Annotated in this window: 16 protein-coding genes, 1 tRNA gene and 2 rRNA genes; 12 read left to right on the forward strand and 7 right to left on the reverse strand. The window is 51.7% G+C overall.

The window, feature by feature from the left end; genetic code table 11:
• Positions 1-191: 191 nt before the first annotated feature.
• The 4 genes from JL661_RS00225 to metA all read left to right on the forward strand — a co-directional run bounded on the left by JL661_RS00225 (position 192) and on the right by metA (position 4,527).
• Positions 192-3,099, forward strand: a 23S ribosomal RNA gene (locus JL661_RS00225).
• A gap of 110 nt (positions 3,100-3,209) precedes the next feature.
• A 5S ribosomal RNA gene (gene rrf, locus JL661_RS00230) occupies positions 3,210-3,325 on the forward strand.
• A gap of 48 nt (positions 3,326-3,373) precedes the next feature.
• Positions 3,374-3,450, forward strand: a tRNA-Asp gene (locus JL661_RS00235).
• Positions 3,451-3,597: 147 nt separating this feature from the next.
• Entirely contained in the window at positions 3,598-4,527 is a 930-nt protein-coding gene (metA, locus tag JL661_RS00240) for a homoserine O-acetyltransferase MetA (RefSeq protein ID WP_004238285.1), read from the forward strand.
• Between the two features lie 53 nt (positions 4,528-4,580).
• Here the strand turns inward: metA and JL661_RS00245 are convergent, their stop codons facing one another.
• Both JL661_RS00245 and edd read right to left on the reverse strand, forming a co-directional pair.
• Positions 4,581-5,222: a bifunctional 4-hydroxy-2-oxoglutarate aldolase/2-dehydro-3-deoxy-phosphogluconate aldolase gene (locus JL661_RS00245; RefSeq protein WP_004238284.1), complete on the reverse strand. Its 642-nt coding sequence runs from the start codon at positions 5,220-5,222 to the stop codon at positions 4,581-4,583.
• Positions 5,215-7,080, reverse strand: coding sequence for a phosphogluconate dehydratase (gene edd, locus JL661_RS00250; RefSeq protein WP_062773581.1), 1,866 nt, complete (start codon positions 7,078-7,080; stop codon positions 5,215-5,217). The genes JL661_RS00245 and edd overlap by 8 nt, the downstream gene beginning before the upstream one ends.
• A gap of 314 nt (positions 7,081-7,394) precedes the next feature.
• On the opposite strand from edd, the gene metH reads away from it, so the two are divergent.
• Together metH and JL661_RS00260 are read left to right on the forward strand one after the other, a co-directional pair.
• A complete protein-coding gene (gene metH, locus JL661_RS00255) occupies positions 7,395-11,075 on the forward strand; it encodes a methionine synthase (RefSeq protein ID WP_062773516.1) in 3,681 nt (1,226 codons plus the stop codon).
• A 689-nt stretch (positions 11,076-11,764) separates the two neighbouring features.
• The gene (locus JL661_RS00260) at positions 11,765-12,349 is read left to right on the forward strand and encodes a hypothetical protein (RefSeq protein WP_004238280.1); all 585 of its coding nucleotides are present in this window, start codon (positions 11,765-11,767) and stop codon (positions 12,347-12,349) included.
• A gap of 453 nt (positions 12,350-12,802) precedes the next feature.
• Here the strand turns inward: JL661_RS00260 and lysC are convergent, their stop codons facing one another.
• Entirely contained in the window at positions 12,803-14,170 is a 1,368-nt protein-coding gene (gene lysC / locus JL661_RS00265) for a lysine-sensitive aspartokinase 3 (protein WP_004238279.1), read from the reverse strand.
• A gap of 283 nt (positions 14,171-14,453) precedes the next feature.
• Between lysC and pgi the strand changes: the two genes are divergently transcribed.
• The 3 genes from pgi to ubiA all read left to right on the forward strand — a co-directional run bounded on the left by pgi (position 14,454) and on the right by ubiA (position 17,656).
• Positions 14,454-16,100 (forward strand): glucose-6-phosphate isomerase, encoded by a 1,647-nt coding sequence (gene pgi / locus JL661_RS00270; RefSeq protein ID WP_032099143.1) that lies wholly within the window; start codon positions 14,454-14,456, stop codon positions 16,098-16,100.
• Between the two features lie 164 nt (positions 16,101-16,264).
• Positions 16,265-16,765 carry a chorismate lyase gene (gene ubiC, locus JL661_RS00275; protein WP_004241531.1) on the forward strand — a complete coding sequence of 167 codons (501 nt, stop codon included), beginning with the start codon at positions 16,265-16,267 and terminating at the stop codon, positions 16,763-16,765.
• Positions 16,766-16,801: 36 nt separating this feature from the next.
• The gene (ubiA, locus tag JL661_RS00280) at positions 16,802-17,656 is read left to right on the forward strand and encodes a 4-hydroxybenzoate octaprenyltransferase (RefSeq protein WP_024475152.1); all 855 of its coding nucleotides are present in this window, start codon (positions 16,802-16,804) and stop codon (positions 17,654-17,656) included.
• Positions 17,657-17,719: 63 nt separating this feature from the next.
• Here the strand turns inward: ubiA and plsB are convergent, their stop codons facing one another.
• Complete coding sequence (plsB, locus tag JL661_RS00285; RefSeq protein ID WP_015422417.1) at positions 17,720-20,194, reverse strand: glycerol-3-phosphate 1-O-acyltransferase PlsB; 2,475 nt, start codon at positions 20,192-20,194, stop codon at positions 17,720-17,722.
• A 138-nt stretch (positions 20,195-20,332) separates the two neighbouring features.
• Here plsB and JL661_RS00290 point away from each other — a divergent pair, with 138 nt between their 5' ends.
• Positions 20,333-20,704, forward strand: coding sequence for a diacylglycerol kinase (locus JL661_RS00290; protein WP_004238271.1), 372 nt, complete (start codon positions 20,333-20,335; stop codon positions 20,702-20,704).
• A 117-nt stretch (positions 20,705-20,821) separates the two neighbouring features.
• Entirely contained in the window at positions 20,822-21,436 is a 615-nt protein-coding gene (gene lexA, locus JL661_RS00295; RefSeq protein WP_004238270.1) for a transcriptional repressor LexA, read from the forward strand.
• Positions 21,437-21,514: 78 nt separating this feature from the next.
• Here the strand turns inward: lexA and zur are convergent, their stop codons facing one another.
• The gene (zur, locus tag JL661_RS00300; protein ID WP_049245999.1) at positions 21,515-22,033 is read right to left on the reverse strand and encodes a zinc uptake transcriptional repressor Zur; all 519 of its coding nucleotides are present in this window, start codon (positions 22,031-22,033) and stop codon (positions 21,515-21,517) included.
• Between the two features lie 176 nt (positions 22,034-22,209).
• Here zur and JL661_RS00305 point away from each other — a divergent pair, with 176 nt between their 5' ends.
• Positions 22,210-22,680, forward strand: coding sequence for a YbaK/EbsC family protein (locus JL661_RS00305; RefSeq protein WP_004238268.1), 471 nt, complete (start codon positions 22,210-22,212; stop codon positions 22,678-22,680).
• A 35-nt stretch (positions 22,681-22,715) separates the two neighbouring features.
• Here the strand turns inward: JL661_RS00305 and JL661_RS00310 are convergent, their stop codons facing one another.
• Together JL661_RS00310 and JL661_RS00315 are read right to left on the reverse strand one after the other, a co-directional pair.
• A complete protein-coding gene (locus tag JL661_RS00310) occupies positions 22,716-23,069 on the reverse strand; it encodes a helix-turn-helix domain-containing protein (RefSeq protein WP_004241537.1) in 354 nt (117 codons plus the stop codon).
• A 54-nt stretch (positions 23,070-23,123) separates the two neighbouring features.
• On the reverse strand, positions 23,124-23,336 hold the full coding sequence (locus JL661_RS00315; RefSeq protein WP_004241538.1) for a helix-turn-helix domain-containing protein: 213 nt from the start codon (positions 23,334-23,336) through the stop codon (positions 23,124-23,126).
• Positions 23,337-23,542: the final 206 nt, after the last annotated feature.

The following is a 23,542-nucleotide window of genomic DNA, read 5'->3' on the forward strand; positions in this document are numbered from 1 at the left end:
CGGATGAGTGAAAGTCATCTGCAAATAATGATTAAGCTGATTCAAGAGTCAGCTTAACAATTATGCTCTTTAACAATCCGGAACAAGCTGAAAAATTGAAACAATCAATATTATCACCGAGGTAATATTGATGAGTCTCTCAGCCGAACGACACTGAATGTGCTTCTTTATGAAACACCTTCGGGTTGTGAGGTTAAGCGAATAAGCGTACACGGTGGATGCCTAGGCAGTCAGAGGCGATGAAGGACGTGCTAATCTGCGATAAGCGCCGGTAAGGTGATATGAACCGTTATAACCGGCGATTTCCGAATGGGGAAACCCAGTGCAATTCGTTGCACTATCATTACCTGAATACATAGGGTAATGAAGCGAACCGGGAGAACTGAAACATCTAAGTACCCCGAGGAAAAGAAATCAAACGAGATTCCCCCAGTAGCGGCGAGCGAACGGGGAGCAGCCCAGGACCTTAATCAGCATCAGTGTTAAGAGAACAGTCTGGAAAGGCTGGCCACAGCAGGTGATAGCCCTGTATCTGAAAGCACTGGTGTTGTGAGTCCGATGAGTAAGGCGGGACACGTGTTATCCTGTCTGAATACGGGGGGACCATCCTCCAAGGCTAAATACTCCTGACTGACCGATAGTGAACCAGTACCGTGAGGGAAAGGCGAAAAGAACCCCGGACGAGGGGAGTGAAAAAGAACCTGAAACCGTGTACGTACAAGCAGTGGGAGCACCCTTCGGGGTGTGACTGCGTACCTTTTGTATAATGGGTCAGCGACTTATATTCTGTAGCAAGGTTAACCGGATAGGGGAGCCGCAGGGAAACCGAGTCTTAACTGGGCGAATTAGTTGCAGGGTATAGACCCGAAACCCGGTGATCTAGCCATGGGCAGGTTGAAGGTTGGGTAACACTAACTGGAGGACCGAACCGACTAATGTTGAAAAATTAGCGGATGACTTGTGGCTGGGGGTGAAAGGCCAATCAAACCGGGAGATAGCTGGTTCTCCCCGAAAGCTATTTAGGTAGCGCCTCGTGAACTCATCTCCGGGGGTAGAGCACTGTTTCGGCTAGGGGGTCATCCCGACTTACCAACCCGATGCAAACTGCGAATACCGGAGAATGTTATCACGGGAGACACACGGCGGGTGCTAACGTTCGTCGTGAAGAGGGAAACAACCCAGACCGCCGGCTAAGGTCCGAAAGTCATAATTAAGTGGGAAACGAAGTGGGAAGGCTCAGACAGCCAGGATGTTGGCTTAGAAGCAGCCATCATTTAAAGAAAGCGTAATAGCTCACTGGTCGAGTCGGCCTGCGCGGAAGATGTAACGGGGCTAAATTATGCACCGAAGCCGCGGCAGCGATATGTAAATATTGTCGGGTAGGGGAGCGTTCTGTAAGCCTGTGAAGGTGACCTGTGAGGGTTGCTGGAGGTATCAGAAGTGCGAATGCTGACATAAGTAACGATAATGCGGGTGAAAAACCCGCACGCCGGAAGACCAAGGGTTCCTGTCCAACGTTAATCGGGGCAGGGTGAGTCGACCCCTAAGGCGAGGCTGAAAAGCGTAGTCGATGGGCAACGGGTTAATATTCCCGTACTGGTGGTAACTGCGAAGGGGGGACGGAGAAAGCTAAATCATCCGGCGACGGTTGTCCCGGTTTAAGCGTGCAGGTGGACTGACCAGGCAAATCCGGTCGGTTGTTAACACTGAGGCGTGACGACGAGCCACTACGGTGGTGAAGTGATTGATGCTCTGCTTCCGGGAAAAGCCTCTAAGCTCCAGGTTACCATTAATCGTACCCCGAACCGACACAGGTGGTCAGGTAGAGAATACTCAGGCGCTTGAGAGAACTCGGGTGAAGGAACTAGGCAAAATGGTGCCGTAACTTCGGGAGAAGGCACGCTGGCACTAGGTGAAGTGGTTTACCCACGGAGCTGAAGCCAGCCGCAGATACCAGCTGGCTGCAACTGTTTATTAAAAACACAGCACTGTGCAAACACGAAAGTGGACGTATACGGTGTGACGCCTGCCCGGTGCCGGAAGGTTAATTGATGAGGTCAGCCGCAAGGCGAAGCTTCTGATCGAAGCCCCGGTAAACGGCGGCCGTAACTATAACGGTCCTAAGGTAGCGAAATTCCTTGTCGGGTAAGTTCCGACCTGCACGAATGGCGTAATGATGGCCAGGCTGTCTCCACCGAGACTCAGTGAAATTGAACTCGCTGTGAAGATGCAGTGTACCCGCGGCAAGACGGAAAGACCCCGTGAACCTTTACTATAGCTTGACACTGAACATTGAGCCTTGATGTGTAGGATAGGTGGGAGGCAATGAAGTGTGGACGCCAGTCTGCACGGAGCCATCCTTGAAATACCACCCTTTAACGTTTGATGTTCTAACCCGGGTCCATAATCTGGATCGGGGACCGTGTCTGGTGGGTAGTTTGACTGGGGCGGTCTCCTCCCAAAGAGTAACGGAGGAGCACGAAGGTTGGCTAAGCATGGTCGGACATCATGCGGTTAGTGCAAAGGCATAAGCCAGCTTGACTGCGAGAGTGACGGCTCGAGCAGGTACGAAAGTAGGTCTTAGTGATCCGGTGGTTCTGAATGGAAGGGCCATCGCTCAACGGATAAAAGGTACTCCGGGGATAACAGGCTGATACCGCCCAAGAGTTCATATCGACGGCGGTGTTTGGCACCTCGATGTCGGCTCATCACATCCTGGGGCTGAAGTAGGTCCCAAGGGTATGGCTGTTCGCCATTTAAAGTGGTACGCGAGCTGGGTTTAGAACGTCGTGAGACAGTTCGGTCCCTATCTGCCGTGGGCGCTGGAAGATTGAGAGGGGTTGCTCCTAGTACGAGAGGACCGGAGTGAACGCACCACTGGTGTACGGGTTGTGATGCCAATTGCATTGCCCGGTAGCTAAGTGCGGAAGAGATAACCGCTGAAAGCATCTAAGCGGGAAACTTGCCTCGAGATGAGTCTTCCCTGATTCTTTAAGAATCCTGAAGGAACGTTTGAGACTAAGACGTTGATAGGCTGGGTGTGTAAGCGCAGCGATGCGTTGAGCTGACCAGTACTAATGAACCGGGAGGCTTAACCTGACAACACCGAAGGTGTTTTGAGTTGAGAGACGATTAGAGAGATTTTTCAGCACAGTGAAGAGGCAGAAGTCATTCACTGTGAAAGCTTGTTTTGGATTGAAATGAATTTGCCTGGCGGCCGTAGCGCGGTGGTCCCACCTGACCCCATGCCGAACTCAGAAGTGAAACGCCGTAGCGCCGATGGTAGTGTGGGGTCTCCCCATGTGAGAGTAGGGAACCGCCAGGTTATTATTAAGTGAGGGTGCAGAACTGCATCAGTCACACAGAGATACGCGGAGCGGTAGTTCAGTTGGTTAGAATACCTGCCTGTCACGCAGGGGGTCGCGGGTTCGAGTCCCGTCCGTTCCGCCAACAAACATTAACCCCGATAGGAAACTATCGGGGTTTTGTTTTTTGTATGAAATAAATTCACCTTGCTGTTTTTTCCTCGACAGAACCTCTCTTTTTCGTTAGTTTTGGATGTCCGGATGTCTAAAATAACAAGGAGAGCCCGCCGCTATGCCAATCCGTATCCCTGATGAACTTCCTGCTGTCACTGATCTGCGTGATGAAAATATCTTTGTGATGACATCATCACGGGCACAATTTCAGGATATACGGCCACTGAAAGTGCTGTTTTTAAATCTGATGCCCAAGAAGATTGAAACAGAACTGCAATTTCTGCGTCTGCTCTCCAACACACCGCTTCAGGTTGATATTCAGCTGCTGCGTATCAGTCACCATGAATCAAAGAACACACCCAAGGCGCATCTGGATGCCTTTTATTGTGACTTTGATGATATAAAAGAACAGAATTTTGATGGTCTGGTGATCACCGGTGCACCACTCGGTCTGGTTGAATTTCAGGATGTGGATTACTGGCCGGAACTGGATGAGATTATCCGCTGGTCACAGACACATGTTACATCAACACTTTTTGTCTGCTGGGCGGTACAGGCGGGGCTGAACACGCTTTACAATATCCCGAAACAAACGCTGCCGGAAAAAATCTCCGGGGTGTATACCCACACTACACTTATGCCGCATGCGCTGCTGACCAGGGGGTTTGACGGGCAGTTTTCTGCGCCTCACTCCCGCTATGCGGCATTTCCTGAAGCGATGATCCGTGAAAACACCGATCTTGATATCCTGGCCGCTTCTGAAGAAGCCGGAGCCTATCTGTTTGCCAGTAAAGACAAGCGTCAGGTCTATGTGACCGGCCATGCGGAATATGACGCGGATACATTGGCGGGAGAATATCAGCGTGACTCGGATGCGGGGCTGGATCCTGCTATCCCGGTGAACTATTTTCCGGATAACGACCCGTCGAAAACACCGGTATCCAGCTGGCGCGGACATGGTCATCTGCTTTATGCTAACTGGCTGAATTATTGTGTTTATCAGATAACACCGTATGACCTGAGTGTGATGAATCCGACGGCGGACTGATAAAAAAAAGCCACCGCGAACGGTGGCAAAAGGCAGACTTAATTCACGATGTCTTATGCAGCGGCACCGGCCACAGCTTGCGCCGCCAGTGCAGTAATACGATCATAGTCTCCGCCACAGAGTGCATCTTCCGGCACCAGCCATGAGCCGCCGACACAGGCCACACTGCTGAGCGCGAGATAATCCCGGTAGTTATTCAGGGAGATCCCGCCGGTCGGGCAGAAACGGATATCCGGGAAAGGGCCGGAGATAGCTTTCAGCGCTTTCACTCCACCGTTTGCTTCTGCCGGGAAGAATTTAAAATTTTTCAGTCCGTAAGCTATACCAGCCATCAGCTCGGAAACGGTGGCGATCCCCGGGATCAGCGGAATGGAGCCCTGATCGGCTGCCTGTAACAGAGATTCTGTCAGACCGGGGCTGATAGCAAACTGTGCACCGGCGTCAGTGACGGCTTTCAGTTGCTCCGGATTAATCACGGTACCCGCACCGACAATCGCTTCCGGCACTTCTTCCGCAATGGCGCGGATAGCTTCAATTGCACACTCTGTACGCAGTGTGACTTCCAGAACGCGGATCCCGCCTGCGACCAGTGCACGGGCCAGCGGTACTGCCTGATGCAGCTCACGGATAACAATGACAGGCACAACCGGTCCTGCATTTAAAACGGATTGCGCACTTAACATCTGATCATTCATCGTCATTCTCACTTTTATAAAAACGGATACAGCAGGCGCCTTCTTCCGCACCTGAGAGTTGCGTGCGTAATGCACTGAATAATTCACGGCCTGAGCCGTCCCGCTCTGCGCTGAGGTCAGGAATGACACTTTCACGTTCTGCCAGAACAGCCTCATCAACAAGCAGCATCAGCTCGCCGGTCTGCCCGTTCACCCGGATCATATCGCCGTCGCGGACTTTGGTCAGCAGCCCGCCGGTATACGCTTCCGGGGTAACGTGAATAGCGGAAGGCACTTTGCCGGATGCACCGGACAAACGGCCGTCGGTGACCAGGGCCACCCGGTAGCCTTTATCCATCAGCACGCCCAGCGGCGGCATCAGTTTGTGCAGTTCCGGCATCCCGTTGGCCTGCGGCCCCTGGAAACGCACTACCACAACACAATCTTTGTTCAGTTTTCCGGCCTCAAACGCGGGCACAATATCATGCTGGCTGTTAAACACGATGGCCGGGGCTTCAATAATCTGGTTATCGGCAGGAACAGCTGAGGTTTTCATCACCGCACGTCCGAGATTTCCAGTCAGTACTTTGGTGCCGCCGTGAGACGAAAACGGTGTATTTCCGGATGCAATCACACTGTCATCAAGCGAGCTGAGCGCGCCTTCCCGCCATTTCAGTTCACCGTTATCCAGCCACGGCTCCTGTGTATAACGGGATAAGCCGAAACCGGCGACAGTATGAACATCTTCATGCAGCAGCCCCAGGCTGAGCAGCTCACGGATAATCAGCTGTAACCCGCCTGCGGCATGAAACTGGTTGATATCTGCCGGGCCATTCGGGTAGATCCGGCTGAGCAGCGGGATAATGTCCGACAGCTCAGAAAAATCATCCCAGTTGATGATGATCCCGGCTGCAGCGGCCATTGCGATAAGGTGCATGGTCAGATTGGTGGAACCCCCTGTTGCCAGCAAACCGACTATGCCGTTAACGATGACTTTTTCATCCACCAGTTGCCCGACCGGCAGATAATTGCCGCTGTTTTCAGTAAAGCGGACAACCTGGCAGGCAGCGGCATCCGTCAGTGCGGTACGCAGCGGGGTATCAGGATGAACAAAGGACGCGCCCGGCAGATGCAGCCCCATGATTTCCATCACCATCTGATTGGAATTGGCGGTGCCGTAAAAGGTACAGGTTCCGGCTGAATGATAAGAGGCCGCTTCTGCATCCAGCAGTGCCCGGCGATCAACTTTTCCTTCAGCAAATAACTGACGGACATGTACTTTTTCTTTATTCGGCAGACCGCTGGTCATAGGACCCGCCGGAATAAATACGGACGGCAGATGCCCGAAAGAGAGTGCCGCCATCATCATCCCCGGGACGATTTTATCGCAGATCCCGAGGTAAAGTGCGCCGTCAAACATATTGTGGGAAAGCCCGACAGCGGCAGACATGGCAATCACATCACGGCTCAGCAGGGACAGCTCCATACCATCCTGCCCCTGGGTCACGCCGTCACACATGGCGGGAACCCCGCCGGCAACCTGGCCGATGGCACCCACGCTGTGCAGTGCAGCTTTAATTTGTGCCGGATAAAATTCATACGGCTTATGTGCCGACAACATGTCATTGTAAGCAGTGATGATTGCAATATCATTATGCGCCATATTGCGTAACTGTTGTTTCTCATCCGGCTGGCAGGCGGCAAAGCCATGCGCCAGGTTACCGCAGGCAAGCTGGGCACGATGAACGGTTTTACTGCGTGCGGCGCTGATTTTTTCCAGATACCGGGCACGGGATACACGGGAACGCGCCGTAATACGGGCGGTAATTTCTGAAAGTCGCGGATGAACCGGCGGGTACGCAGAATGTGTCATAGTCATGGCTCCGTGCTGATTATCTGCCTGCTGCAGTATCATTAATTCGTTTGTTACCGGTAACATTGGCATAGATCAGCAACGGATTGCAACTTTTATGAGCAATTCTCTTTCCTGAATATGATCCACCTCAAATTTAGCTGAAACGAGAAAGCTTTCGGCGCGGATCGAATAATCAGAAAAAGAGGGTTGAGTACCTCTGCGGATCACAGCAACATGAAAAACGCTCAGGTTGCACGTTAATGCACTCAGGGAAAGTTGTGGTAGTATAGACGTTCAGACGGCTATTTAAACGGGCATTGCAGAGCGGAGTCAGATAAATGGATAATAAATTCAGTGTATTAAAAAAATCGCTTAATCAACGGATCCTGATTCTTGATGGTGCGATGGGAACAATGATCCAGCGCTATGCACTGAACGAAAAGGAATACCGCGGTGAGCGTTTTGCTGACTGGCCGGTGGATCTGAAAGGAAATAACGATCTGTTATCCATTACGCAGCCGGATATTATCCGCGAGATCCATCACGCCTATCTGGGAGCCGGCGCGGATATTATTGAAACCAACAGTTTTAACTCCACGGTTATTTCCATGGCGGATTATCAGATGGAGTCCCTGTCTGATGAAATCAATGAAGCTGCCGCGAAACTGGCGCGGGAATGTGCCGATGAATGGACGCGCAAAACGCCGGAGAAACCCCGCTATGTGGCCGGGATTCTGGGGCCGACCAACCGGACGGCGTCAATCTCCCCCGATGTGAATGATCCGGCTTACCGCAATGTATCCTATGATGCGCTGGTTGAGGCATACCGCAGCTCTGTGCGGGCACTGGTCCGCGGCGGGGCTGATATCATTATGATCGAAACAATCTTCGATACCCTGAATGCCAAGGCGGCGATTTACGCTGTTGAAACCGAGTTTGAGGCGCTGGGGATTAAATTGCCGGTGATGCTTTCCGGTACGATCACTGATGCCTCCGGCCGGACACTGACCGGTCAGACAACTGAAGCCTTTTATAACTCCATGAGACACATCCGCCCGATCTCTTTCGGGCTGAACTGTGCGCTGGGGCCTGCTGAACTGCGCCAGTATGTGGCGGAGCTGTCCCGTATCGCGGATTGTTATGTCAGTACTCACCCGAATGCCGGTCTGCCGAATGCGTTCGGCGGTTATGACCTGGATGCCGCCAATATGGCGGGCTATATCAGTGAGTGGGCACAGTCCGGTTTGCTGAATATTGTCGGTGGCTGCTGCGGCACCACGCCTGACCATATCCGTGCAATCGCGCAGGCGGTAGCGGATATTCCGCCGCGTGTTATTCCTGATCGCCCTGTGGCCTGCCGTCTGGCGGGGCTGGAGCCGCTGACCATCGATGAGAATTCCCTGTTCGTCAACGTGGGGGAGAGAACCAATATCACCGGCTCCGCACGGTTTAAGCGGCTGATTAAAGAAGGTAATTACCAGGAAGCATTGGATATTGCCCGTAACCAGGTGGAGAACGGCGCACAGATTATTGATATCAACATGGATGAGGGCATGCTGGATTCACAGGCGGCCATGGTGCGTTTCCTGAATATGATTTCCGGTGAGCCGGATATTGCCCGCGTACCGATTATGATCGACTCCTCAAAATGGGAGGTGATCGAGGCCGGGCTGAAATGTATCCAGGGTAAAGGCATTGTGAACTCGATTTCCCTGAAAGAGGGAGAGGCAGCCTTTATCGATCATGCCAAAAAAGTGCTGCGTTACGGCGCTGCCGTGATTGTGATGGCCTTTGATGAAACCGGCCAGGCGGATACCCGGCAGCGCAAGACAGAAATTTGTCAGCGGGCTTACCGCATTCTGACTGAGCAGGTGGGATTCCCGCCGGAAGATATTATTTTTGACCCGAATATTTTTGCGGTGGCAACCGGTATTCCTGAGCATAACAATTATGCCGTTGATTTTATTGAAGCCTGTAAGGATATCAAAGCGACACTGCCCCATGCACTGATCTCCGGCGGGGTCTCCAACGTCTCTTTCTCGTTCCGCGGAAATGATCCGGTACGGGAAGCGATTCACGCCGTTTTCCTCTATTACGCTATCCGTAACGGCATGGATATGGGGATTGTGAATGCCGGGCAACTGGCCATTTATGATGATTTACCGGCTGCACTGCGTGATGCGGTGGAAGATGTGATCCTGAACCGCCGCGAGGATGCCACTGACCGGCTGCTGGCGCTGGCAGAAGAATATCGCGGCAGCAAAGGGGAAAATGATCAGCCGCAGCTCGCGGAATGGCGCGGGTGGGATGTGGAAAAGCGTCTGGAATATGCACTGGTGAAAGGGATCACGGAATTTATTGTTGAGGATACCGAAGCCGCCCGTCTGCGGGCTGACAGCCCGATTGAAGTGATCGAAGGCCCGCTGATGAACGGCATGAATGTGGTCGGTGATCTGTTCAGTGAGGGAAAAATGTTTCTGCCGCAGGTGGTGAAATCCGCGCGGGTGATGAAACAGGCGGTGGCGTATCTGGAACCTTATATTCAGGCAGCGAAAACCAGCGGCTCCAGTGCCGGGAAAGTCCTGCTGGCGACAGTCAAAGGCGATGTGCATGATATCGGCAAGAATATCGTCGGCGTGGTATTGCAGTGTAATAACTATGAAATTATCGATCTCGGGGTGATGGTGCCCTGTGAAACAATTCTCCGCACGGCTATTGAGGAAAAAGTCGATATTATCGGGCTGTCCGGGCTTATCACGCCGTCACTGGATGAAATGGTACATGTAGCCAAAGAGATGGAGCGTCAGGGATTTTCCCTGCCGCTGCTGATCGGCGGTGCCACCACATCCAAAGCTCATACGGCGGTGAAAATTGAACCGAATTACAGCGGCCCGGTAACCTATGTACAGAATGCCTCACGGACGGTCGGGGTCGTGGCGGCGTTATTGTCAGATAAACAACGGGATGAATTTGTTGCCCGCACCCGTAAAGAATATGAGGTTGTCCGCGACCAGTATGCCCGCCGTCAGCCGCGCTCAGCACCGGTGACACTCGCACAGGCGCGGGCAAATGCGTTTGCGGCGGACTGGGATAATTATACGCCGCCGCGCCCGGCATTTACCGGCGTGAAAACCGTCACTGCACCGATTTCGGTACTGCGCCGTTATATTGACTGGACACCTTTCTTTATGACCTGGTCGCTGGCCGGAAAATACCCGCGTATTCTGGAAGATGATGTCGTTGGTGAAGAAGCCCGCCGCCTGTTTAAAGAGGCAAACGCGATGCTGGATGAGCTGGACAGAACCGGCGCACTGACACCGCGTGGCGTGGCGGGGATTTTCCCGGCTAACCGGATCGGCGATGATATTGCGGTTTACCGTGACGAATCCCGCGAAGAGGTGCTGTTATACAGTTGTCATCTGCGCCAGCAGACACAGAAGAAAGATGATTTCCCGAATGCCTGCCTGGCGGATTTTGTCGCACCACCGGGAATTCCGGATTATCTCGGAGCCTTTGCTGTCACCGGCGGGCTGGAGGAGGATACACTGGCAGCTCAGTTTGATGCGGCACACGATGATTACAATAAAATCATGGTGAAAGCCCTCGCTGACCGGCTGGCGGAAGGGTTTGCGGAGTATCTGCATGAGCAGGTGCGTAAAACTATCTGGGGCTACAGTCCGGATGAAAACCTGGATAATGACTCGCTGATCCGCGAAAACTACCAGGGGATCCGCCCCGCACCCGGCTACCCGGCCTGTCCGGAACATACGGAGAAAAGCAAAATCTGGGAACTGCTGGATGTTGAAAGACATACCGGCATGCGGCTGACGGAATCTTATGCTATGTGGCCGGGGGCATCGGTATCCGGCTGGTATTTCAGTCATCCGCAGAGCCGCTATTTTGCGGTGGCTCAGATCCAGAGAGATCAGATTGAGGATTATGCCGCCCGCAAAGGTATGCCGGTGAAAGAGCTTGAGCGCTGGCTGGCCCCGAACCTGGGGTATAATCCGGAAGACTGAGTATTATCGCATGTCAGTCTCCTGTCCCGGTTTGCGTTAACCACCGGGTACTGTTCTGCGTATAGTGAATTCCGCTGTATCACTGTACGCCATTATCAGAACAGAAGGAGAACCGTATGAATTCAGTATTTATCATTGCTGACGGCCGGGCCGGGGAGGTGATATGACACTCCCCGTTTTCAGGCCGTTAATTATATCTGCCACTTTTGTATTATGCAGCGCATTCGCCGGTAACTGCCGGGCGGAGACTGATCTGCCATGCACTATGACCCTGCAACACAGAGCCATCATGCTGGATGGCGCGACGTGCATCAGCAAAAAGCGGTTACCGGGCTGCCCTGTGCTATGCCAGCCGTCAGAGGTGCAGGAAAAAAACGTTCAGGTTACCTGTTTTCGTCCCGGAGAGCCTTTACCTTTTGACAGAACTGCAGATGTCACTGTCCCGGTGGTCTGTGAAATCATACTCCCTGTAGATATTTCACCGGACACCACACCATAATCTGAAATAAAACAGGATAACCGGCCGGGATCCTTTCAATCGTTTTCTCAATTATCACGCAATGTGACAGCCTGCTCTTGTCATTGTTTTTTTCATCCCCATTTATAGATAAGTAATTTTCCCGTACTATGGCTGACAACAGCCGTGACCGGGCATATCAGATTCAGCCATAAAAGGGAGTGATGAGACAATGTACCGTTTCTATATTCAGGATGCTTTACCTGCCGGGTGCCTGCCCGCGTATTCGCTGCCGAAAGCAGATCAGCCTCATTATTATGAATTGGATGAGAGTATCCTCAACGCTGCACTGAATATCATGCAGATCACGGATATCCTGGATACCGATGATGTGCTGGATGATGACTGTTTTAACCGAATCTGGCTGAAAAGCGAGCTGACACCCGCCCGGGCGTCAGAGGTCTATCACTTCTTATATCAGCAGCAACTGCCGGAACCGGTACCGTCACCGGATGAAATCGCCGCCTTTAAACAGGCGAGAGCCGATGAACTGGCGCTGCTGAGCCGGCGCAGCCCGAAAGAGGGGTATGTGCCTGTCCATAAATTTGCCACACAGGATGCCTGGCGGATCATGCCGGAAGAATGCCTGCTTATTGCCGGTGTTCTGACTGATCACATGCTGGAAGATAACAATATGGTGGTCAGTAATATCGCATCACTGTGCAAAATCAGTCACAAAACACTGGAATATGCCCTGAGAGGCTGGCGTGAGTTTAATTTATTCGCGGCAGAACACGGCGGTTATCAGGTTTGCTGATGATTCAGTAATTTTTGTTACGCAAGAATAACACCAGATATGAATTGTTACTTCTGAAACTGGTAAATAAAATTAATTGCTATTGAAGCAATAATACATAATTAGCAATTAAAATCAGTATAAATAACTTTGATGGTTATTGATAAAAATTGTTTATATTGTTTTGTGCAAATATGAATTTTATTAATGGAAAGACCGGCGGGTTACCGTATAATTTTTCATGAGGGATATGATTAATAGTGATAAATAATTCATTGTCACTTATATTTCCTCCCGTGGTCGTCTTACTCTTCTTCATATTGGGAGCTTTCAATATCGTTATACAGCGGACAGTATACGGTATGCATGTATCGGCAATACTCGTCACTTGTGTTTCATGTTGATCTCTGTTTCGTGTGATTAATCGCCTGACGCTGACCACGTCAGGTGTTTTTTTATCTGAAAAGGCGGGGGTCAGAACAGATCGCGGTGAAGGGCGCGGATGATATCTTCGGCATCATTGCCGGGAACCAGCAGGCACATATTGTGTCCGCTTGCACCATAACTGATCATGCGGATGTTAAACGGCTCAAGGGCGCTGAAAATCGTTTTGCCCAAGCCGTGTGCACGGGTCAGTTCATTACCGATAACCGCGACCAGTGCCAGATTCTGCTCCACTTCAATACGGCACAGTGCAGACAACTCGGCGGTCAGCTCATCACTGAGCAATGTTCCGTTAGTGTGTGTGGAACCGACGGTATCCAGCGTCAGGGCGATACTGACTTCTGACGTGGTGATCACATCCACGGAAATATTATGGCGGGAGAGAATCGTGAAGATTTCCGCCAGAAAGCCGCGCGCATGCAGCATTTTCAGGCTGTGCAGTGTCAGCAGGGTTTGCTGGCGGCGTAATGTCAGGGCGCGGAACAGCGGCGGATTCGGGTCATTATCACACACCAGTGTGCCGCCCGCGCCGCTCTCTTTGCTGGAGCCGACAAACACCGGGATTCCGCTGCGCACGGCAGGCAGCAAAGTGGCCGGATGCAGGATTTTTGCCCCGAAGTTCGCCATTTCCGCCGCTTCATCAAAGGTAATATGATCAATCGGATAGGCATCCGGGACAATGCGCGGATCCGTGGTGTAGATCCCCGGCACATCCGTCCAGATATCCACACGCTGGCAGCCGAGCGCTTCCGCCAGCAGTGCCGCAGTGTAATCACTGCCGCCGCGTCCGAGCGTGGTGGTGCGCCCTGCGGCTTCGCAGCCGATAAATCCCTGGGTGATAACCGGGCCCTGTGACAGACGCGGGGCAAGGAGCTGATCACAGCGCGTGCGCAGCACAGCGGTATCCGGTTCAGCCCGGCCGAAGCAGTCATTTGTCTGCATGACCTCACGGACATCAAACCATTGCGCCTGTGCGCCCTGCTCCCGGAGCACTTCGGTAAACAGCAGCGTCGACATAATCTCACCATGACTGACAATCTCATCCACCAGAGCGCTGGAGGTTGCCAGTGCCGCTGCATCCGATAAAGTGGTGATATTGCCCAGCAGGCGGTCAATCTCATTGTGCACCGCCGCGTTCTCCGGCAGACGGGACAGGATTTCATATTGTGTGTCACGAACCTGTTTCAGACATTTTTCACGTTGCGCGCGCGGGCATCCCTGAGCTAATTCGATTAATGCATTGGTGATCCCGGCGGAGGCGGATAACACCACCAGTGCCACACCGGGGGTCTGCAGAACGACCCCGGCACTTTTCTGCATGGCGTCATAATTTGCCACACTGGTACCACCGAATTTTGCAATGACCTGCTGAGCAGGCGCGGAAGATACTGACGCCATAATGAATTCCCTTATCCCGTAAAGTGAAAAATGTGAGCTGTGTTACACTGATAGAATTATCGGGATTGCCGGAATGAGTCAATATTGATTAACGGATAATCAATATCTTTCATAATGACAGGCAAATTATCGTTTTTTGCGATATTCCGTTCCGGCGCTGGTTTTGTTTCTGTTTTTTTGAGCAATATCACGGAATGACAGATGCATAACACCTTTATCGTCAGGACAGAGTACACTTTGTTGACACGATTCAGTTTTGGTTTTCAATGAAAAGAGAGCTGCAATGAAAAATATTAACCCCACTGATACTGCGGCCTGGAAGGCGCTGGAACAGCATTACGACACAATGAAAACTGTGCATCTCCGCGACTTATTTGCGCAGGATAACGACCGGTTCAGCCGTTTTTCTGCCACGTTCGGCGAAGAAATGCTGGTGGATTATTCCAAAAACCGTATCACACAGGAAACCCTTGATAAGCTGCTGGCACTGGCTGAAGAGTGTGATGTGCGTGGGGCCGTCTGCAGTATGTTTTCCGGTGAGAAGATCAACCGGACAGAAAACCGTGCGGTTCTGCACACCGCGCTGCGCCACCGTGACAATACTCCGGTGATGACTGACGGGCAGGATGTGATGCCGGAGGTTCGCGCCGTGCTGGAAAAAATGCGCGTGTTCAGTGAGCGGATCATCAGCGGGGAGTGGAAAGGCTATACCGGCAGGCCGATTACCGATGTGGTGAATATCGGTATCGGCGGCTCTGATCTCGGCCCTTATATGGTGACAGAGGCGCTGCGTCCGTATAAAAATCATCTGGGCATGCATTTTGTCTCTAATGTTGACGGTACTCATATCGCCGAAACCCTGAAAGCGCTGGATCCGGAAACCACACTGTTTCTGATCGCCTCCAAAACTTTTACCACCCAGGAAACCATGACTAACGCCCATTCCGCGCGTGACTGGTTCCTGGCGGCGGCCAAAGACCCGGCGCATGTGGCGAAGCACTTTGCCGCGCTGTCCACTAATGCGGATGCAGTAGCTGAGTTTGGTATTGATACCGCCAATATGTTTGAGTTCTGGGACTGGGTCGGCGGGCGCTATTCCCTGTGGTCGGCGATTGGTCTGTCTATCGTGCTCTCTGTCGGTTATGACAACTTCACGCAGTTGCTCGATGGTGCGTATGCCATGGACAAGCACTTCACCGAAACTGAATTCTCACAGAATATTCCGGTGCTGCTGGCGCTGATTGGTCTGTGGTACAACAATTTCTTCGGTGCGGAAACAGAAGCAATTCTGCCTTATGATCAGTACATGCACCGCTTTGCGGCCTATTTCCAGCAGGGCAATATGGAGTCCAACGGGAAATATGTGGATCGTAACGGTAAGGTGGTTTCTCATCAGACCGGTCCGGTTATCTGGGGTGAGCCCGGCACCAACGGGCAGCATGCGTTTTATCAGCTGATCCATCAGGGTACCAAACTGATCCCGTGTGATTTTATCGCACCGGCTCAGAGCCATAATCCGCTGGGGGATCATCACAGTAAACTGCTGTCGAATTTCTTCGCGCAGACCGAAGCACTGGCCTTCGGCAAAACCCGTGAACAGGTGGATGCGGAGTTTGCCGCACAGGGCAAAAATCCGGTTGAAATGGATTATGTCGCGCCGTTTAAAGTCTTTGAGGGTAACCGCCCGACCAACTCCATCCTGCTGAAATCCATTACTCCGTTCAGCCTCGGGGCTCTGATCGCCATGTATGAGCATAAGATTTTTGTTCAGGGCGTGATTATGAATATCTATACGTTTGATCAGTGGGGCGTCGAACTGGGCAAACAGCTGGCAAACCGCATTCTGCCGGAACTGGCGGGTGACAAGCCGGTTGAGAGCCACGACAGCTCAACCAACGGCCTGATTAACCGGTTTAAAAACTGGCGTTAGTGCTGAATTTACTTTAACCGTGCGTTTTATAAACAAAGCCGCTCTGCACAATGCAGAGCGGCTTTATTTTTAGCAAAAAATTTTCAGTAACGCGCTCATTTCCTGCCGGGTTTTGTTAAAGTGTATCAGAACGCATATTATGCCCCTGATAACCGGATACATTCATGACACAAACAGTGATAACACCCCCCATCCGCTGGTTTGATAATGCGGAAATGATCCCCGCCGGGGTGCTGGACTGGTTATCAGAATTAGGGTCAATGACGCGGCGCTTTGAACAGCACTGCAATGAAGTGACGGTAAAACCGTATTGTGAAAAATATATCTCCCGTGAAGCGCTGACTGAAGAAGAGCAGATGCATCTGCCCGGCAGTGCACGCTACTGGTTACGGGAGGTGGTGTTATATGGTGACGGGGTTCCCTGGCTGACCGGCCGGACAGTGGTACCGGAGGAGACGCTGACAGGGGAAGAGCAGCAGTTACTGAAAATGGGAAATGTGCCGCTCGGGCGCTATCTCTTTACCAGCGGTTGTCTGACGCGGGATTATATCCGCTTCGGGCTGTCAGAAACGCACTGGGCGCGCTGTTCGCGGCTGTGCCTGGCCGGTAAACCGCTTCTGCTGACTGAAGTTTTTCTGCCGGCCTCTCCGGCATACCCCGCATAAGTGAATATCTCGGAGAAGAATAACGTGGAACGAAGCATGGTACGCAGCAAGTGGCAGGCATACAGCCGTCTGATGCGGACAGACCGCCCGATTGGCTCACTGTTACTGCTCTGGCCGACCTACTGGGCGTTATGGATAGCGGCCCGGGGTGTCCCGGACTGGCATATTCTGATCATCTTTACCATTGGCGTGTTCAGTATGCGTGCCGCCGGCTGTGTGATTAATGATTTCGCCGACCGGAAATTTGACGGCTCGGTGGAACGCACCAAAAACCGTCCGCTGCCGCGCGGTGATGTCACGGAAAAAGAAGCCAAAATTCTGTTTGCGGTACTGGTGCTGGTGTCATTCGGACTGGTACTGACGCTCAATACGATGACCATCTGGCTGTCAGTCGCCGGGCTGGCGCTGGCCTGGGTGTATCCGTTTGTGAAGCGGGTCAGCCATCTGCCGCAGGTGGTGCTCGGCGCGGCTTTCGGCTGGTCGATTCCGATGGCGTTTGCGGCGGTCAGTGAATCGCTGCCGGCAGAGTGCTGGCTGCTGTTTGCGGTCAATATTGTCTGGTCTGTGATTTATGATACCCAGTACGCGATGGTGGATCGCAATGATGACCTGAAAATCGGCGTGAAATCCACGGCTATCCTGTTCGGGCGCTTTGATAAGATGATTATCGGCATATTGCAGCTGATGATGATTCTGATGCTGTTATGGATAGGGCTGATGGTTAATCTGTCCGGGATCTTCTACTGGTCTCTGCTGCTGGCCGGGGCGTTATTTGTCTATCAGCAGCGGCTGATGGCCGATCGCGAACGCGACCCGTGTTTTCAGGCCTTTATGAATAATAACTATGTCGGGTTTATTCTGTTTCTCGGCATGCTGGTCAGTTATCTGTAAGTGCAGATAACCGGCAATAAAAAAGGAGACTGGTTATCCGGTCTCCTTTTTTTGTTCTCAGCGTCAGTCAGACGGATTACTGTCGTCACTTTTTGCCGGTACAGCTTCTTCCGGCTCCAGGCTGACACTTTCGATAGTCAGACGGACTTCCGGTGACATCAGCTCCGCCAGCACGTTGTAGAACTCTCCGGCGTTGGCTTCAATCACATCATCATTGTCATTGATATAGCCCTCTTCACGCAGTGTGCCGACCAGGGTGGCAAACACGGCTTTGTCGAAGAATTCCGGTGCGTTGATACCGTGCAGAACCGACAGGCGCTGTGCCAGCATCCGGCTCTCTTTTTCCAGTGCCGAACGGCTGATTTCCGGGGTGGCATTCAGCAGCGACAGGGTGATCGCATAACGCTGTAATGTCTCGCGGATCCCGGCTGCCAGCAGCTGTAACGGACGGATACGGGCCGGGTTAATGACCAGCATATTATCATCACGGCGGCAGATTAATTGCTGACGACACAGTTCATCAATGATGGTATCGAGGATCGCCGGCAGCTCTTCCTGACTGTAACGCATAAACAGTTCGGCTTTCAGCAGCGGATAGATCATCCCGACATGTTCACGCAGAGTATCGGTGCTGACGCGGCGGTGATGGATCAGGATACTGGTCACCAGAGACGGCAGTACCAGCATATGCAGAATGTTATTCCGGTAGTAGGTCATCAGTACCGCATTTTCACGCGGCAGAATGATGATATCCCCTAGGCTGTCTTTCTCAACCTCGAACTTGTTCATCTGCAATGCGTGTTCCAGCAGTTCTTCCGCACTCTTCGCCGGGGTGGTGCTGTCCGGGGAATACGGCACATTGCGCAGCAGCTGGAGATAGCAGTCGAGCTGTTCGATCAGCTGTTCGCGGGTCAGTGCGCGCTGACGGGAAGCCAGCAGAGCCGTGGTACACAGGTTGATAGCATTCGCGGCGGCGGCATTATTGATGCTCACCATAATGTTATCAGCCAGAGATGTGGCGGTTGGTGTCAGCCAGGACGGACGCTGCGGCTCGACAGGATCGATCGCCTCACGCCATTCCGGTACCTGTTTTGTCAGGTATTGTGACAGCGGAATCGGCTGCCCGAAGTTCACATAACCCTGGCCGAGGTTGCGCAGTTTGCGCAGGCCGCGCACCATCTGCATAAAACCTTCTTTTTGCTTGGTGGCACCGCGCAGCTCTTTGGCGTAAGTACCCACTTCCATCACATGCTCATAGCCGATATAGACCGGCACCAGGGTGATAGGTCGCGAGTCACCGCGCAGCATAGCCTGAAGCGTCATCGATAATGTGCCGGTTTTTGGCTCCAGCAGACGCCCGGTACGGGAACGGCCGCCTTCGACAAAGTACTCGATGGAATAACCGCGTGAGAAGAGCTCACTCAGGTATTCACGGAAAACGGTGGAGTACAGTTTGTTGCCCTTGAAGCTGCGGCGGATAAAGAAAGCACCGAGGCGGCGGAAAATCGGTCCCGCCGGCCAGAAATTGAGGTTAATCCCGGCGGCGATATGCGGCGGTACCAGCCCCTGATGATAGAGCACATAGGAGAGCAGCAGGTAGTCCATGTGGCTGCGGTGGCAGGGCACATACACTATCTCATGGCCGTCCTGTGCCAGCTGGCGCACCCGCTCCGCATTATGGACATTCAGTCCCTGATAGAGGCGGTTCCAGGTCCAGCCGAGAACGCGATCAGCCACGCGCAGAGCGTCATAGGTGAAGTTAGCGGCCACTTCGTTCATCATGGAAACGGCATTCTGACGCGCTTTTTCAATGGTGATTTTTTTGGCTTTCGCTTCATCTTCAACGGCTTTTTCAATCGCTTTGGATTTCAGCAGCTTATTGAACAACTCCTGACGCACCGGCAGTTTCGGGCCGATAGCGGCCATACGCTGGCGCGAGAAGTGAATACGGGCGACACGGGCCAGTTTATTAGCGATAATAGTGTCGGTACCGTGTTCAGAGGCCATTGCGCCCATGGACACCGGCTGTGAGAAACGGACAAAACTGTCGCGTCCCAGCCAGAGCACGGCGAAAAATTTCTGGATCCCGTTTAACAGACGCAGATGCGGCACACCGTGGTGTCCCTCGCGGCCCGGTGAACGACCGAACATCACAGAGACCGGCAGCATCTGAATATCCAGCGCCGGATTATTGCGGTGCAGATCCAGATAGGCGTGGAAAATATGGACGGAATCCTTACGCGGATTCAGGGCGTAATAACGGAACACACGCGGGCCGTCATCGATAAAGACATAGCCCGGTAATGTGGTATTACCGATGACATTATCTTCCAGCGGATCCGGCATGCCCTGTGCGAGACACTGACGGCGCAGTGTCAGCAGGTCCGCCTTAGAGTGATAAGGAAGAACATAGAGTGTCGGACGTTGTGTATCCAGCCCCAGCTCATTGACCGGATCCGTCGGGATCGGCTTGCTTTTTACCAATAGTTTTAATGGTAAATTCAATACGTTATAGTATATTTTACGCCAAAGTGACATAAATGTATGAAGCCTCTTGTTGACAATTCGCGTTCAGCATACCAGAAAGGCGGAGCCAGATCTGTGTTGCGGCAGCAATAAAATCGCGGAAAAATAGCGGCGATCAGTCAGATAATCATATTATTTACAGTGACAGAAATGAAAAAAAATACCGGATTTATACGATTAATTAAAGCGGCGGGTTATTCAAAGAAAGGACTCATTGCGGCATGGAAAAATGAAGCCGCTATCCGTCAGGAATTGCTGGCGCTGATCCCGGCCGTCATTATTGCCTTTGCTTTCTCTTTTACGGCGGTTGAACGGGTGCTGCTGATTGGTTCTGTGGTGCTGGTAGTGGTGATTGAGCTTATCAACAGCGCTATTGAGGCTGTGGTTGACCGTATCGGTACGGAATATCATGAACTGTCCGGCCGGGCCAAAGATATGGGGTCCGCCGCAGTATTTATCGCCACATTACTGGGGCTGTTTGTCTGGATTATGCTGTTTACCAGCTGGTTCCTGCGTCTTTAACAGACGATTTTTTGTGAAACCTGCGGCGTAACACGTATTTTCCTCATGTTATGGTTCCCAATCCCGGAATACCTGTATATACTCACAGTCTGACTGTATAAACAAACAGGGGGCGAAATGAAAGCACTGACGGCACGGCAGCAACAGGTTTATGACCTTGTTCGTGACCATATTTCGCAGACGGGCATGCCACCGACGCGTGCAGAAATTGCGGCACGCCTGGGTTTTCGCTCTCCGAATGCGGCGGAAGAGCACCTGAAAGCCCTGGCGCGTAAAGGCGTCATTGAGATTGTCTCCGGGGCCTCCCGGGGGATCCGTCTGCTTCTGGAAGAAGAAGAGGATGAAGGTTTACCACTAATAGGCCGTGTGGCCGCAGGTGAGCCTTTATTAGCACAGGAACATATAGAAAGCCGTTATCAGATTGACCCGATGCTGTTTAAACCAAGTGCAGATTTTCTGCTGCGGGTAAATGGTATGTCAATGAAAGATATCGGTATTATGGACGGTGACTTACTCGCGGTGCATAAAACCCAGGACGTGCATAATGGCCAGGTGGTGGTTGCCCGTATCGAAGATGAAGTGACAGTCAAACGGTTTAAGAAAGTGGGCAGCAAGATTGAGCTGCACGCTGAAAACGAAGAATTCAGCCCGATCGTGGTGGATTTACGGGAACAGAACTTTACTGTTGAAGGTCTGGCAGTGGGTGTGATCCGTAATAACGACTGGCACTGATTTCCGGGACAGCCGCCTGAAACGGTATCCGCTTAAAAACCACAGTACGCCGGAGACGGACACTGTGGTTTTTGTTTTTCAGCGTCCGCGTTTACGCGGTTCGTCATGTTCATGGTCATGCAGGCATTTATCTCTGCGGGTGCAGGATTCAATATCATAACAAGGGCGGCAGTATCCGTGCGCCTCAATCACACTGTGGCGGATATGAAATTGCGCGGCATCCGCCAACTGAGTGATTTGTGAATCAATCGCCTCTCCGTCCCGCTCTGTCACACTGTTACAGCGATCGCAGATAAACAGTACTGAAGTATGGCTGGGTTTATCAAAATGCGGACACATCACAAAGCTGTTGGTGGACTCAATTTTGTGGATAAATCCCTGCTCCAGCAGAAATTCCAGACCGCGGTAGATTGTCGGCGGTTTTGCCTGCGGCTCGGTTTCGCGCAGCAGATCCAGCAGCTCATAAGCACTGATGGCTCCGGGCTGGCCGGCAATCAGCTGCAGAATCGACTTTCGCTGAGACGTCATGCGCACACTGCGTGACAGACACAGTACTTCTGCTTTTTTTAATAAAGTCTGAATATCAACAGATTGCATGACATCACCTTCCGCTAATCAATAAATATATGAACAGCCCACTCTAACATGAATTCCGGCAGAATAACCGGTATCCGCGCTATTTTGTCAAAAAAGGGCTGCCAATTCAGGGCAAATTATGGTGAGCTGTTGGTGCAAACACATAAAAAGCACATGATAATAAAACGGAGTCCTGAATGAGTATCGAAACGGTTCGTGCCTGGTTCGGCACGCATGCCCCGGATGTTACGATTATTGAGACCACACAGCCGACTGCCACTGTCACTCAGGCAGCAGAAGTTCATGGTGTCCGCCCCGGTCAGATCTGCAAAACACTCTCTTTTAAGCTGACGGATGACAGCGCGATTCTGATTGTGATGGCAGGGGACGCCCGGCTGGATAATAAAAAATTCAAAACACAGTTCGGCTGCAAGGCCAAAATGCTGAATGCAGAGGAAGTGGTGCATTTCACCGGCCATCCGGTCGGGGGAGTCTGTCCGTTCGGGCTGCCGGTACCGCTGACCGTTTATGCGGATCATTCACTCCGTGAGTATGACACGGTATTACCTGCGGCGGGGTCGGCTAATTCCGCTGTCCGGCTGACACCTGCGCGGCTGGCGGAACTGACAAACGCACAGTGGCTGGATGTAACCACTCAGCCGGTATAAACAGACAGCACCGCATCAGCGGTGCTGTCACACACTCAGTGTTCCGGTGGCCGGGTCTCCGGCTCCGTATTTACACCGGCGTCGGTACTGCGGGGGATAACGTTATCATCATCCGGCAGGTGCTGGCGGGTAAAGAACAGCAGACTGTCTTCTATAAAGTAGTAAGGGGAGACGCCGAAGACCTGGGAGATCCTCAGAATAATTTCCAGTGAAATTTTTGTGCTGCCGATTTCGTAACGGGAGATTTGCTGTTGTGATACACCAATCAGATTGCCCAGTTCTGTTGATGTGACTCCGGTGATCCTGCGCATTTTGCGGATTTGCCCGCCGATAAGCTTGTACATCTCATTAATGCTGGTGTTCAGGTTATTATCTGTTTTATTACTCATTATCATCTGTCAGTCTGGTTAAACAATAATATATTAATGTTTGTCAAATTAAACTTATTCTTCATCACAACCCATTTCATCAAAAAAATAACTAACACTAATATTCAGGACGTCTGCAAGCATTAACAGTTTATCCAGAGGAATTAAGCTTGCTCCCGTTTCATAACGGGATAACTGCTGTTGTGAGATATTAATTTTTATTGAAAGCTCTTTACCTGTCAGACAGTTTTTCAGTCGCTGACATTTTATTTTGCCGCCAATAAACATTGCCAACTCATATTTATCATATATTGTCATAAATTATGAAGATAAACGGTTGTCATTAATAATGTTAAAATTTAACTTGACGTATTTATTTCCTCAAATAGTTTCTTTAAAAAGTATAATCGATACCCTTTTAATATGTAATAGATACAAAAAAGCAACAAATAATAAACAATAAAGACGAGAATACTACGTATTAACACTATAAC

Source organism: Morganella morganii (assembly GCF_019243775.1).
In the GTDB taxonomy this organism is placed as follows: domain Bacteria; phylum Pseudomonadota; class Gammaproteobacteria; order Enterobacterales; family Enterobacteriaceae; genus Morganella; species Morganella morganii.